Annotated in this window: 14 protein-coding genes and 1 other RNA gene; 6 read left to right on the top strand and 9 right to left on the bottom strand. The window is 62.0% G+C overall.

Going from position 1 to position 11,445, the window contains the following annotated elements; translation table 11 throughout:
- Positions 1 to 118: 118 nt before the first annotated feature.
- Both EB235_RS18165 and EB235_RS18160 read right to left on the bottom strand, forming a co-directional pair.
- Positions 119 to 637: a dihydrofolate reductase gene (locus tag EB235_RS18165; protein WP_027029641.1), complete on the bottom strand. Its 519-nt coding sequence runs from the start codon at positions 635 to 637 to the stop codon at positions 119 to 121.
- Positions 637 to 1,644 carry a DUF4424 domain-containing protein gene (locus tag EB235_RS18160; protein ID WP_027029642.1) on the bottom strand — a complete coding sequence of 336 codons (1,008 nt, stop codon included), beginning with the start codon at positions 1,642 to 1,644 and terminating at the stop codon, positions 637 to 639. Before EB235_RS18160 ends, EB235_RS18165 begins: the two co-directional genes overlap by 1 nt.
- Before the next feature lie 151 nt (positions 1,645 to 1,795).
- Between EB235_RS18160 and cobF the strand changes: the two genes are divergently transcribed.
- A complete protein-coding gene (gene cobF / locus EB235_RS18155) occupies positions 1,796 to 2,572 on the top strand; it encodes a precorrin-6A synthase (deacetylating) (RefSeq protein WP_027029643.1) in 777 nt (258 codons plus the stop codon).
- 161 nt (positions 2,573 to 2,733) lie between these two features.
- Here cobF and EB235_RS18150 read toward each other — a convergent pair whose 3' ends face one another.
- From EB235_RS18150 to modA, 4 genes are all read right to left on the bottom strand, one after another.
- On the bottom strand, positions 2,734 to 3,075 hold the full coding sequence (locus tag EB235_RS18150; RefSeq protein ID WP_027029644.1) for a winged helix-turn-helix domain-containing protein: 342 nt from the start codon (positions 3,073 to 3,075) through the stop codon (positions 2,734 to 2,736).
- A gap of 82 nt (positions 3,076 to 3,157) precedes the next feature.
- Positions 3,158 to 4,270, bottom strand: a complete 1,113-nt coding sequence (gene modC, locus EB235_RS18145) for a molybdenum ABC transporter ATP-binding protein (protein ID WP_027029645.1) — start codon at positions 4,268 to 4,270, stop codon at positions 3,158 to 3,160.
- Entirely contained in the window at positions 4,267 to 4,971 is a 705-nt protein-coding gene (modB, locus tag EB235_RS18140; RefSeq protein WP_027029646.1) for a molybdate ABC transporter permease subunit, read from the bottom strand. The genes modC and modB overlap by 4 nt, the downstream gene beginning before the upstream one ends.
- Before the next feature lie 19 nt (positions 4,972 to 4,990).
- Positions 4,991 to 5,785, bottom strand: a complete 795-nt coding sequence (gene modA, locus EB235_RS18135; protein WP_027029647.1) for a molybdate ABC transporter substrate-binding protein — start codon at positions 5,783 to 5,785, stop codon at positions 4,991 to 4,993.
- Positions 5,786 to 5,958: 173 nt separating this feature from the next.
- Here modA and EB235_RS18130 point away from each other — a divergent pair, with 173 nt between their 5' ends.
- Both EB235_RS18130 and tsaA read left to right on the top strand, forming a co-directional pair.
- Positions 5,959 to 6,168 (top strand): TOBE domain-containing protein, encoded by a 210-nt coding sequence (locus tag EB235_RS18130; RefSeq protein WP_027029648.1) that lies wholly within the window; start codon positions 5,959 to 5,961, stop codon positions 6,166 to 6,168.
- Positions 6,169 to 6,185: 17 nt separating this feature from the next.
- Positions 6,186 to 6,677 carry a tRNA (N6-threonylcarbamoyladenosine(37)-N6)-methyltransferase TrmO gene (gene tsaA, locus EB235_RS18125; RefSeq protein WP_027029649.1) on the top strand — a complete coding sequence of 164 codons (492 nt, stop codon included), beginning with the start codon at positions 6,186 to 6,188 and terminating at the stop codon, positions 6,675 to 6,677.
- An 18-nt stretch (positions 6,678 to 6,695) separates the two neighbouring features.
- Here tsaA and EB235_RS18120 read toward each other — a convergent pair whose 3' ends face one another.
- Entirely contained in the window at positions 6,696 to 7,490 is a 795-nt protein-coding gene (locus tag EB235_RS18120) for a thymidylate synthase (RefSeq protein WP_027029650.1), read from the bottom strand.
- 176 nt (positions 7,491 to 7,666) lie between these two features.
- Positions 7,667 to 7,978 (bottom strand): DUF2853 family protein, encoded by a 312-nt coding sequence (locus EB235_RS18115; RefSeq protein WP_027029651.1) that lies wholly within the window; start codon positions 7,976 to 7,978, stop codon positions 7,667 to 7,669.
- Between the two features lie 170 nt (positions 7,979 to 8,148).
- Between EB235_RS18115 and ssrA the strand changes: the two genes are divergently transcribed.
- Positions 8,149 to 8,509, top strand: a transfer-messenger RNA (tmRNA) gene (gene ssrA, locus EB235_RS18110).
- A gap of 159 nt (positions 8,510 to 8,668) precedes the next feature.
- On the opposite strand, the gene EB235_RS18105 is transcribed toward ssrA, so the two are convergent.
- Positions 8,669 to 9,874, bottom strand: coding sequence for a multidrug effflux MFS transporter (locus EB235_RS18105; RefSeq protein ID WP_027029652.1), 1,206 nt, complete (start codon positions 9,872 to 9,874; stop codon positions 8,669 to 8,671).
- A gap of 190 nt (positions 9,875 to 10,064) precedes the next feature.
- Here EB235_RS18105 and EB235_RS18100 point away from each other — a divergent pair, with 190 nt between their 5' ends.
- Positions 10,065 to 10,754 (top strand): TetR/AcrR family transcriptional regulator, encoded by a 690-nt coding sequence (locus EB235_RS18100; RefSeq protein WP_027029653.1) that lies wholly within the window; start codon positions 10,065 to 10,067, stop codon positions 10,752 to 10,754.
- 146 nt (positions 10,755 to 10,900) lie between these two features.
- Positions 10,901 to 11,440, top strand: coding sequence for an SspB family protein (locus EB235_RS18095; protein ID WP_027029654.1), 540 nt, complete (start codon positions 10,901 to 10,903; stop codon positions 11,438 to 11,440).
- Positions 11,441 to 11,445: the final 5 nt, after the last annotated feature.

Here is an 11,445-nt window from a genome sequence, read left to right as displayed (position 1 = left end):
TCCAGTGTTGTTCTTCTATAGGGATGTGGCAGCACGCTTTCAACGCGATGCCCCGCCGACATCATCTGTTTTGGGCCGGTCGCGACCCTTTGTCGTCTTTCAATAGCTTTTTCGTCTTTCAATGTATCTCGCTGCGGCGCTCGTAAACCGAATAGCGCGTCGCGTGGCTGTCCTTTTCCCCCGCCGGAACCTCCTGCGAACTGACCAGGCGCCATGTCTGAGGGTCGATCGGCGGGAAATGCGCGTCCCCATCGACGGCTGCCAGCACATGGGTGACGTGCAGCCGGTCGGCCAGCGGCAGCGCCTGGGCATAGATTTCGCCACCACCGATGACGCAGGCTTCGTCCACGCCAGCCATGCAACGTCCGCGCACCGTTGCCAGCTGGATCGCGGCTTCCAGCGTATGCGCCACCTCGACGCCCTCGGCGCGCCAGGCCTTCTCGCGGGTGACGACGATGTTCAGCCTGCCCGGCAGTGGCCGGCCGATCCCTTCATAGGTCTTGCGGCCCATGATGATGGGCTTGCCCATCGTGTCGGCCTTGAAACGCTTGAGATCGGTGGAGAGCCGCCAGGGCAGCCCGCCGTCGCGGCCGATCACGTCGTTCTCGGCGATGGCGACGTAGATCGCAACATGCATCAGTTCGCGTCCCCGCCATTGCTGTCCGAGGGTTCGAGCAGCAGGATATCGATATTGTGCTCGGGATAGAAATCGTCCGCAGTCATCTCGAAGGTCGTCGGCCCGACCTTTTTGACATTGTCGCCGCAGAACGAGACCATGGCTTTGGGATTGCCCTTGTCGATGGTCAGCTTGAACTTGCCGATGGTTCCGGCCGCCCAGTTGCCGCCGGTGGTCAGGATATAGGCGATGCGGTTTTCGTAGAATTTCGGATAGCCGTCGGCCTTCGCAGCCTGGCGCACCGCATTTTCGAACGCATCGTCCAGGCAATAGCGGGTCTTGTAGGCGGCGTACCGTCCCTGGAACTTGCCATCATAGAAGAAACTGACCGAGGACGTGCCGCCGACGCTCGGCTTGTAGCGGTGCGAAACATGGACGTCCTTGTTGGCCGGAAAGGTCGAGCGCCACCAATAGGTCGAGCGAAGCTGCCACCATGGCGCATAGGACGGTGTGGCGCTTTGGTCGCCTTCCGGATCCTCGATGATGATGCCGCGATTGACCCAGTCATCTGCCACCGCCTTTGGCAGTTTTGCCAATGCCGCCTTAGCCGCATCGCCAAACGGGTTGAACGGCACATTCTGCGCCTTCAGGTCGGCGCTGATGTCGATGCCGAGCGCAAACACCTTCTGTTCGAGCTGCGGCTTTGCCGGCGCGCCGTCGATCGTCACCTCGAAGCCGAGGAAATTGTCACTCTGATTTTCCGGGATCGCCGGCATTTCTTCGGGATCGCCCGAAATGTCGGGCATCGGAAAGGCCACGATCGCGCTGACATCCTTGTCGGTGTTGTTGTGGAAGACGTAGTCGACGGTCACCTTTTCGGGCGAAATGAAGAGGTCCTCGCTCCGCATCGCCACCGCATCGTTACGCGACAGAATGAGGCCACCGGTGCCGAGTTCGGCGGTTGAGTCATTGGCCAGTGCCGGCGCGGCTGAAAGCGCCAGCGCCACGGTCAGAACATATCGCAACATCGAAGCCCCCTCGGCTGGAATGCCTGGTCGACCCTAGCCGTTTCAATGTGGCGTTTCAAAGCCCTTCCGCATGCGTGAGTACGCCACAGTGGTCGGTCTGGCCACGCAAGCGGTCTGGACTAACAAGTTCCGATCGGGCAGGAGTTCGCCCATGCGCAAGCTTCTCGTCATCGGCATCGGCGCCGGCAATCCCGACCACATGACGGTTCAGGCCATATCAGGCCTGAACCGCGCCGATGTGCTGTTCATCCCCGACAAGGGCGCTGACAAAACCGATCTTGCCGAGTTGCGGCGCGGGATCTGCGACCGCTTTGTCACCAACCCGAAGTCGCGCCGGGTCGAATTCGACGTGCCGGTGCGCGCCCAGCCGGCGCCGTCCTATCGCTCGACCGTCGACGACTGGCACGAAGCCATCGCCGCCATTTACGAAGGCCTGATCCGCGACGAGATTGCGGAAGACGGTTGCGGCGCTTTCCTGATCTGGGGCGACCCCTCGCTCTACGACAGCGCGCTGCGCATCCTCGAGCGGGTGCGGCTGAGGGGCAACGTTGGCTTCGAGCTTGAGGTCATCCCCGGCATCACAGCCATCCAGGCGTTGGCCGCCGGCCATAAAATGGCGCTGAACCGCATCGGCGATTCCATCTTGGTCACCACCGGGCGCAAGCTCACCGAGGAAGGCCTGGCCGAAAATGCCGGCAGCACGGTCGTCATGCTGGACGGCAAATGCGCCTTCAACACGCTGGATGACAAGGATGTCACCATCCATTGGGGCGCCTACCTCGGCACGCCTGACGAGATTCTTGTCTCGGGCCGCCTTGGCGATGTTGGCGCAGAGATTGAGAGAACCCGCGAAGAGGCCCGCAAGAAAAAGGGCTGGATCATGGACACCTACCTGCTGCGCAAACATGGCGAGCCGGAGGAGAACTAATCCCTTGTGGCGCCAACGCTGAGATCGGCTCGAAACTCGTCCCGACGAGGTGAATAGCGTGAATTTCGAGAACCGGAGCGGAGCGGACATTAAAGTCCGTGAGCACCGGAAGCGCAGAAAATCGCGCTAGTCGCCCGTCGGGGTAGAGTTTCCAGTCGATCTCACCCGGCATCGATCTCCGCCTGCAGTGCATCCATATGCGTCGACGCCGCGGCGCTCGCCGCCCGCTCGATGGCGCGAAAACGGCTGACCACGGCCAGGCCAACCGTCGTCAGTTGCGCGCCGCCGCCCTTGCGGCCTCCGGTCTGCGCCGCGACCAGCGGCTTGCCGAACACACGGTTCATGTCCTCGACCAGGTCCCAGGCGTGCTTGTAGGACATCTCCATGCCGCGCGCTGCGGCTGAGATCGAGCCGAAGGTGGCGATGTGCTCCAGCAGCTCGATCTTGCCCGGACCTATGCGCCCGTCGGGATCGAGATTTATCCGCAAGCTCAGCGACGGCATTTTTGCTCCTCCGCGGTCACGTCCGATCTCCACACTAGAAGCTCTTCGGCAAAACCGCTATTCCAAAAAGACATAGCGACCTTCATCCATCCGCCTCGACGGGCAGGCCGGCGCCGGTGTTCGCCCGGTCAAAGCTCACAGTCTTGATGACCGCGAAAACCTTGCCGCCAAGCTGAAGCTTCAGCGCCTGTCGCGATTGTTCGGTGATACGGGCCAGCACGGTTGCGCCATTGCAACTGATGCCAACCTCGACCGCCGGCCCCTCGCCCGGGCTGATCGCGACGATCGTGCCGGGCAGTATGTTGAGTGCACTGAGGCCCGTGGGTTTCTCCGTGGCGATCATCACATCGCGGGCGCGGATGCGGATACGCACCGGCGCACCGGCGTTGATCGCCAGCCTCGGCACGCGGATCTCGCCGGCAGCCGATCCGAGCACGGTCATGCCGAACACCTCGTCGTGGCGCAGCACCTTGGTGTCGAGCACCGCGCCGCCCTCGCCGCGCTCTTCCGCCGGCAACAAGTCGAGCCTTTGCATCACGGCCTCGGTCGGACCGCTGGCGACGACCTTGCCTTGCGCCAGCGTCACCACGTCGCTGGCCAGCCGCGCCACCTCGGCGACCGAATGGCTGACATAGACGATCGGAATCTTCGTCTCGTCGCGCAGCCGCTCGAGATAGGGCAGGATTTCGGCCTTGCGCGCTTCGTCGAGAGAGGCCAGCGGCTCGTCCATGAGCAGCAATCTGGGGCTTGCCAGCAGCGCCCGGCCGATCGCCACACGCTGCTTTTCGCCGCCGGACAGCTTTGCCGGGCGCCTGTTCAGCAGCGGCCCGATGCCGAGCAGGTCGACAACCGAATCGATCTCTGCGTAACGCTCCGCCGCTGGCGTGAACCAGCGGCCGTAACGCAAATTGCTGGCGACACTCATATGCGGAAACAGCCGCGCGTCCTGAAACACCATGCCGATGCGGCGCTTGTGCTTCGGTACGAAAACCCCGGCGTCGGTATCGACCAGCACGCGACCATCGACCTCGATGCGGCCCTTGTCGGGCCGGATCAGGCCGGCGATCATGTTGATCAGCGTCGTCTTGCCGGAACCTGACGGCCCGAACAGTGCCGTCAGCCGTCCAGCACTCTCGAAGCGGACGTCGATGGCGAAATTGCCGAGCCGATGGCTGATGTCGACGAGGACGCTCATTCGATGTCCATCCGCCGGCCGACCCGCCGCGCCAACACTTCCGATGCGACCAGTGCCGCCATCGAAATGATTATGGAGATCAGCGTCAGGCGGAGCGCGCCCTCATCACCGCCCGGCACTTGCGTGAAGGTGTAGATCGCCGACGGCAGCGTCTGCGTCTCGCCGGGAATGTTGGAGACGAAAGTGATTGTCGCACCGAATTCCCCCATCGCCTTGGCGAAAGCCAGGATGGCGCCGGCGATCAGCCCGGGCAGGATCAACGGCAGCGTGATGGTCGCAAACACCCACAAAGGATTGGCGCCAAGCGTTCCCGCCGCCGCCTCCATCTTGCGGTCCACCGCCTCGATCGACAGCCGGATCGCCCGCACCATGAGGGGAAAGCCCATTATGCCGCAGGCAAGTGCCGCACCTGTCCAGCGAAACGAGAAGACAATGCCGAAATGCTCGGCCAGGAAGGCGCCGGCCGGACCACGTTTGCCGAACGTCAACAGCAAGAGATAACCGGTCACGACAGGCGGCAGGATCAGCGGCAGATGAACCAATCCGTTGAGCAGCGTCTTGCCCCAGAACTGGCCTCGGGCCAGCAGCAGCGCGATCAGGATGCCCGGTGGCAGGCTGAAAAGCATCGCCACCGTCGCCACCTTGATGGACAGCCGGACCGCATTCCATTCGTCGGGAGTGAGGTCCAGCAGCCAGTTCATGTTGTGATGTCAGGACTTCTCATTTGCTCTTCTTGAGCACGGTAAAACCCTGTTCCTTGAAGATCTTGGCGGCAGCCGAGGACTCCACGCACTTCAGGAAGGCAGGCGTATCTTTGTCCTTCGAATCGGCCGTCTGCGCAATCGGATAGATGATCGGCGGATGCGAATCCTCGGGGAACGTGCCAACCACCTTGACGGTCTTGTCGGCCTTGGCGTCGGTGGCATAGACGATGCCGAGCGGGGCTTCGCCGGTCGACACCAGTTTCAATGCGGCGCGAACGTTTTCGGCTTGGGCGACCTTGCCCTCCACCGAGGACCAGACGCCGAGCGATTCGAGCGCTGCCTTGCCGTACTTGCCGGCCGGCACAGCCTTGAAATCGCCCATGGCGAGCTTGCCGTCGCCAAGCAGCTTGGCGAGGTCAAAACCCTTCTCGATCTTGGTCTTGACCTTCGAATCCTTCGGCGCGACCAGCACGATCTGGTTGCCGAGCAATTGAACTTCGGTCTCCGGCTTGGTCAGCTTCTTGTCCGAGAGGTATTTCATCCAGTCGAGATCGGCCGAAACGAAGACATCGGCCGGCGCCCCGCCCTCGATCTGCTTGGCAAGCGCCGAGCTTGCCGCATAGGAAATGGTTGCGGATTCACCGACCTTCTTCTCGCAGGCCTTGTTGACCGCATCGAGCGCGTCCTTGAGGCTGGCGGCGGCGAATACGGTCAACTTGTCATCGGCATGCGCCATCGGCACGGCGGCCATCAACAGCGCCCCCAATCCGCCAATGGCGAATGCCTTCAATCCAAAACCCTTGCCCATCATGAAACTCTCCCTGGTTTGAAATCCGTGCGGCCCAAAGCCTGCAGATCGATATATCCGGACGAACATAACAAGGGAAGGCCCGCCTTCCATTGAAACACTCAAGCTGGTCTTGTGAGTGGCGCCGCGCGGCTGTTCTGCTAAAGACGAGCGGAACAACCTCGAAAGGAAAAACAATGAAGATCAGCGCCCGCAACATCCTCAAGGGAACGATCACCGAGATCGTCAAGGGAGCCACCACCTCGCATGTCAGGATCGACATCGGTGGCGGCACCGTCGTCACCGCCTCGATCACCAACGAGGCCGTCGCCGACCTGAAGCTTGAAAAGGGCAAGCAGGCCTATGCCGTGGTCAAGGCTTCGGACGTGATGGTCGGCATCGACTGAACCGTCTGCGACGAGCCATGGTTCGCGAAAACGAGATCCGGCCGAGTGAGGTCGCGATCGAGGCTCCGCCGGCAACCGACGCCGGCCTGGTGTTCATCGGCGTCATTCACACGCCCTGGGCCTCGCGGCTGGTCACGCCGCGCCAGGGCCGCGAGGACGGCCCGGTCTGCCGGCTCGAAATCTTCAATCCATGGTGGCAGGCGCTGGAGGGCGTGGAGAAAATCGAGCGGTTGGAGGTGCTGTACTGGCTGCATCTGTCGCGGCGCGACCTTGTCAAACAAAGCCCGGCCAGCGACGGCACCTCGCGCGGGACATTCGCGCTGCGCTCGCCGGTCCGGCCCAATCCGATCGGCACCTCGATCGTCAGCTTGGTCGGCATCGAGGGATCGACACTGCTGGTGCGCGGCATGGACTGCGTCGATGGCACGCCGCTGCTCGATCTGAAACCGGATCGCACCCTGTTCAAGCCGATCGCGCCGCCACAGGCGGGTGACTTTGAAGTTGGCTGAGTCCTGCAAGCCTGAGGCTTAGACCGCGATGGGCGCCTTGATCGACGCATCGGCGACGTAGTTTTCCAACCGGAAATCCTCGAAGCGGAACGCAAAGAGGTCTTTGACCTCAGGATTGATCCACATTGTCGGCAGCGCCCTTGGCGTGCGCTTCAGCTGCTCGCGGGCCTGCTCGAAATGATTTGAGTAGAGATGCGCGTCGCCCAGCGTGTGGACGAAATCGCCCGGCTTCAGACCGGTCACCTGCGCCACCATCAGCGTCAGCAGCGCGTAGGAAGCGATGTTGAACGGCACGCCGAGGAAGATATCGGCCGAACGCTGGTAGAGCTGGCAGGAAAGCCGGCCCTCGGACACGTAGAACTGGAACAGGCAGTGGCAAGGCGGCAGCGCCATCGCTTCCACCTCGGCCGGGTTCCAGGCTGAGACGATCAGCCGCCGCGATTGAGGATTGCGGCGTATCTCCTTGAGAAGGGCAGCGATCTGGTCGATCCAGCCGCCATGACCATCCGGCCAGGAGCGCCACTGCTTGCCGTAGACCGGGCCGAGGTCGCCATTTTCGTCGGCCCATTCGTCCCAGATCGAAACGCCGTGGTCGGTCAGGTATTTTATGTTGGTGTCGCCGGCCAGGAACCACAGCAGTTCATGAATGATCGACTTCAGGTGCAGCTTCTTGGTGGTGGTGGCGGGAAAGCCGCGTGCCAGGTCGAAACGCATCTGGTAGCCGAAAACGGAGCGCGTGCCGGTGCCGGTGCGGTCACCACGATCGGCGCCGTTTTCCAGCACATGCTGCAAGAGGTCGAGATACTGGCGCATCGGTTCCGGCTCGATTCGAGATTTCACCAATCATAGCGCATGTGGGCGCTGATGCCACGCTTGTTTGAGGTCTTCCCCACCCAGATCGGGAGCGCAGACCTTTTCAGAACTCGCTCTGGCGAGCCGGAAGCACAGGAAACCGCCAGCCGGTCGCCAGAGTAGAATTATCGGAGGTGTCAGAGCGAGCCGAGTTTGCCCAGATCCTTGGCCACCAGATAGTAGAAAGTCACCCGGCCCTTGCTGTGATCGGCATGCATCGCCTTGCAGGTCTTCTCGATCGCCGCGTCGGCTTTCGCCCCGTCGCTGACGCCGAGCTTCTTGGCCACCCAGCTCTCCTTGACCCGCTCCAGTTCCTTCGGGTCCGTGCAGGACACCAGCGAGGAGTCGCGGTTCCGGAGTGCAATGCCCAGATGCTTGACGATCTTTTCGACGACGTCGGCACTTGCCGCGGCATCGTACTTCTTCACGTCTGCAAGATAGTCGGCCATCAAAATTCCCCTCGTCGGCGCCACGGATCCGATCGATGAGGGCTGTGGCGCGCTGCTGCAACCTGTGCGCTAGGTCGGTAACTCCTCACCGCACGCAAAGCTTCGGTTGAGACCGCGCCCAAGTCAACCCTTTGGCGTCGCGATTTGACACAGGGACAAAGCCCGATTGCGGCCTTTCAATTTCCATGATCGCCCCCTATATTCGTTTTGTCGGCTTGACCGACTATGGCGATAAATGGGCGATGAAATAAGCCGTTCGGACCCGGGGGCGGTACCCGGCGCCTCCACCAAAAGCCGCTGTTGACGACAGAGCGGTTTTTGATGGGGGCGAAATAGGATCGACGAAGGTGTAAAGATCGTACTTTTGCCCGGCATGGTACCACCGTCATCGGGCTAAACCTGTAGTTGCAAATGACAACTATGCGGAAGCACGTCTCGCTGCTTAATGCAGTGCGATAGCTTCAAATCAAGCCCTAGAGGTTCGCACTTCTAGGCGGGGTTCGGAGGTACCTGGCAACAGAAACCTCCACTTCTCCCTCTCTCAACATCACGCAATGGCAACTCCCGCTGGCCAGACTTCGTACGGTCCGCGAAGCCGTCGGGCCGCAGAACTGGCTTTGTGCGGGCCAAGGCCGGGCTCAAAATGAAAAGGCCGGGAAAGACCCGGCCTTTCATTTTGACTGCGGTCGCCTATTCCGCTGGCGCTTCGATCGCTTCCCGCGAGCGGCCGAGCGTGAACTTGGCCAGCGTGAACGAGATCACCGCGCAGAGCGTGATGCCGGCGACCATCGGCAGCGGCGTGCCGTCGAAGAACACGCCGGCAACGCCCATGGCGAGCGCGCCGATGGCGAAGTGCAGCGTGCCCATCAGCGCCGAGGCGGTGCCGGCGATCTCGCCATGCTCTTCCATGGCCAGCACCGAAGTGGTGGGAATGACCAAGCCAAGGAAGCCGTAGCCGACGAACAGCAGGGCCGCCATCACGTCCAGCCGGTCGACGCCCGTCGCCATGATCGCGAAGAGCACCACCATCGTCGAGGCATAGCCGGTCACCGCCACCCACACGACACGCTTCAACCCGAAGCGCCCGGCCAGCAGCCCGGTCAGCTGCGACATGCCGATGAAAGCTACCGCGTTGATCGAGAAGAACACGCTGTAGACCGAAGGCGACAGCCCATAATGGTCGATCAGGATGAAGGACGAGCTCGACAGATAGACGAAGAAGCTCGCAATGCCGAAGCCGGCGATCGCCACCAGGCCGAGGAAGTTGCGGTCACCCATAAGCAAGCGATAGGCCGACAGTGCGGTGCCGAACGAGGAACCAACGCGTTCTTCCGCCGGCCGCGTCTCCTTGAGCGAGGTCGCAAGCAGAATGGTGGCAAGGGCTGCCGCACCGGTCACCGTCCAGAACACAGCGCGCCAGCCGAAAGCCTCGATAATCTGGCTGCCGGTCAGCGGCGCCAGGATCGGCGACACCGAAAACACCAGCATCAGCAACGACATCAGCTTGGCCGCCTCATTGCCGGTGTGCAGGTCGCGCACGATGGCGCGTGGAACGGCCATGCCGGCGCTGGCGCCAAGGCCCTGCAGGAAGCGGAAGGCGATCAGCCACTCGATGGTCGGCGCCATTGCCGAACCGATGCCGCCGACCATGAACAGCGCAAGGCCGCCATAGAGCGGCAGCTTGCGGCCGACCATGTCGGAGATCGGCCCGACGACGATCTGGCCGAAACCCATCGACAGGAAAAAGATCAGCAGGCTCATCTGCACGGCGGCGGTTCCGGCGTGCAGATCCGCGCCGATCGACGGCAGTGCGGGCAGATACATGTCGATGGCGAACGGGCCGATGGCGGACAACAGGCCGAGCACGACCGCAATGCGGAGGAATTTGGGACTCATGGTAGTGGCTTCTTTCGAATTCTGGTTGCCGCCGCCAGGCGACGTCTAACCCTAGGACGTTCCATCCCGCGAGATTCCGACTCCCCAAGAGCGAATTCTATTCGCCTCTCCAGCGCGAAACCTCTTTGTATCGTGTCCACAAATTTAGACACTCTTGTCTAAATCGTCAATCACCTCTATATGGATTTTCATGAGACCGGGCTTTTCTTCTGACATTTTTCCGCCGCGCGGCCATGAGGCCAAACGCCTGTCGATCGTTGACGCCGCAGCCGGCGTTTTCTGCCGGGAAGGTTTTGCCGGCGCCAATATCGACCTGATATCGGCGGAGGCCGGTGTCTCGCGCCAGACCGTCTATAATCACCATGGCGACAAGGAAAAGCTCTTTATCGCCGTCGTGCGCGACCTCACCGAGCGCTGCAATGTCGGCATCTTCGCCACCATTGCCACCTTTCCGGACCAGCCAGGCGACCTCGAAGCCGACCTGATCGGCTTTGCGGTGCGCCTCAACCAGAACTGCATCTGCAACCGTGACGGAAAATTCCTGCGCAAGCTGATCCAGACCGAGGGCGAACGCTATCCCGAATTATTTGCCGAATGGCGCGAACAGGGTCCGGGCAGGACATGGCCGGCAATCGCCGCCCGTTTCGCCCGCCTCGCCTATGGCGGCCACCTCACCATCGACGACCCCGACGTCGCGGCCCGTCAGTTCCTTGGCCTGGCCAATGCCGAACTGCAGACTACTTTCATGCTTGGCGGCACGCCTTCCGAAGACGAAGTCCTGCAATCGGCAACGAACGGTGTGCGCACCTTCCTGCGCGCCTTCGGCAAGCGCCCTTCCCCGAGCAGCGTCAAAAAGCACACTGCGCTGGCTAACGCATAACATTTGCGCTTACCGCGAAGCCGGCTTGGCGATCAAATCATTCGCAATAGTCCTCGTCTCAGTGCGGCGGCGGCCTATATCAGGTTTACGCCGCCCTCAAGCTTGATTACAGCTATGCGGACGATTCAACGGAACCCGACCAGCACATGGCCGACGACCACATCCGCTACGACATTCTGGCCCAGGAGGCGTTGCGCGGCGTCATGCGCAAGGTCCTGGCCGAGGTCGCACGCACCGGCCTCCCCGGCAACCATCACTTCTTCATCACCTTCCTGACCGGCGCGCCCGGCGTGCGGGTGTCGTCACGGCTGCGCGAACGCTACCCCGAGCAGATGACCATCGTCATCCAGTTCCAGTATTGGGACCTGAAGGTGACAGACACCGGCTTCGAAGTCGGCCTGTCCTTCTCCGACGTGCCGGAGAAACTGGAAATCCCGTTCTCGGCCGTGCGTGGTTTCTATGACCCCTCGGTCAATTTCGAGCTCGAGTTCGACGTCAAGACCGACGCGCCGGCCGAAGAGGAACCGGCCCAGCCGGCGCCCGAGCCTCTGACCATCGTCTCCGAGAAGAAGCCGAAAGCCGAAAAGAAAGCCGCGGCCGCCGAAGCCGAGAAAAAGCCCGCTGCGGCCGAGGCCGGCGCCAAGGGCGCCGAAGTGGTCTCGCTCGACGCCTTCCGCAAGAAATAAGCCAG

Origin of the sequence: Mesorhizobium loti R88b, from assembly GCF_013170845.1 — a bacterium.
GTDB classification, from domain to species: Bacteria; Pseudomonadota; Alphaproteobacteria; order Rhizobiales; family Rhizobiaceae; genus Mesorhizobium; species Mesorhizobium loti_B.
Note: the sequence above shows the minus strand (reverse complement) of the source record. Positions and strands in the feature narration are given on the sequence as shown.

Coding starts and splice junctions, on each gene's coding strand:
- EB235_RS18165 (WP_027029641.1), bottom strand. CDS start 637: ATGCATGTTGCGATCTACGTCGCCATCGCCGAGAACGACGTGATCGGC.
- EB235_RS18160 (WP_027029642.1), bottom strand. CDS start 1,644: ATGTTGCGATATGTTCTGACCGTGGCGCTGGCGCTTTCAGCCGCGCCG.
- cobF (WP_027029643.1), top strand. CDS start 1,796: ATGCGCAAGCTTCTCGTCATCGGCATCGGCGCCGGCAATCCCGACCAC.
- EB235_RS18150 (WP_027029644.1), bottom strand. CDS start 3,075: ATGCCGTCGCTGAGCTTGCGGATAAATCTCGATCCCGACGGGCGCATA.
- modC (WP_027029645.1), bottom strand. CDS start 4,270: ATGAGCGTCCTCGTCGACATCAGCCATCGGCTCGGCAATTTCGCCATC.
- modB (WP_027029646.1), bottom strand. CDS start 4,971: ATGAACTGGCTGCTGGACCTCACTCCCGACGAATGGAATGCGGTCCGG.
- modA (WP_027029647.1), bottom strand. CDS start 5,785: ATGATGGGCAAGGGTTTTGGATTGAAGGCATTCGCCATTGGCGGATTG.
- EB235_RS18130 (WP_027029648.1), top strand. CDS start 5,959: ATGAAGATCAGCGCCCGCAACATCCTCAAGGGAACGATCACCGAGATC.
- tsaA (WP_027029649.1), top strand. CDS start 6,186: ATGGTTCGCGAAAACGAGATCCGGCCGAGTGAGGTCGCGATCGAGGCT.
- EB235_RS18120 (WP_027029650.1), bottom strand. CDS start 7,490: ATGCGCCAGTATCTCGACCTCTTGCAGCATGTGCTGGAAAACGGCGCC.
- EB235_RS18115 (WP_027029651.1), bottom strand. CDS start 7,978: ATGGCCGACTATCTTGCAGACGTGAAGAAGTACGATGCCGCGGCAAGT.
- EB235_RS18105 (WP_027029652.1), bottom strand. CDS start 9,874: ATGAGTCCCAAATTCCTCCGCATTGCGGTCGTGCTCGGCCTGTTGTCC.
- EB235_RS18100 (WP_027029653.1), top strand. CDS start 10,065: ATGAGACCGGGCTTTTCTTCTGACATTTTTCCGCCGCGCGGCCATGAG.
- EB235_RS18095 (WP_027029654.1), top strand. CDS start 10,901: ATGGCCGACGACCACATCCGCTACGACATTCTGGCCCAGGAGGCGTTG.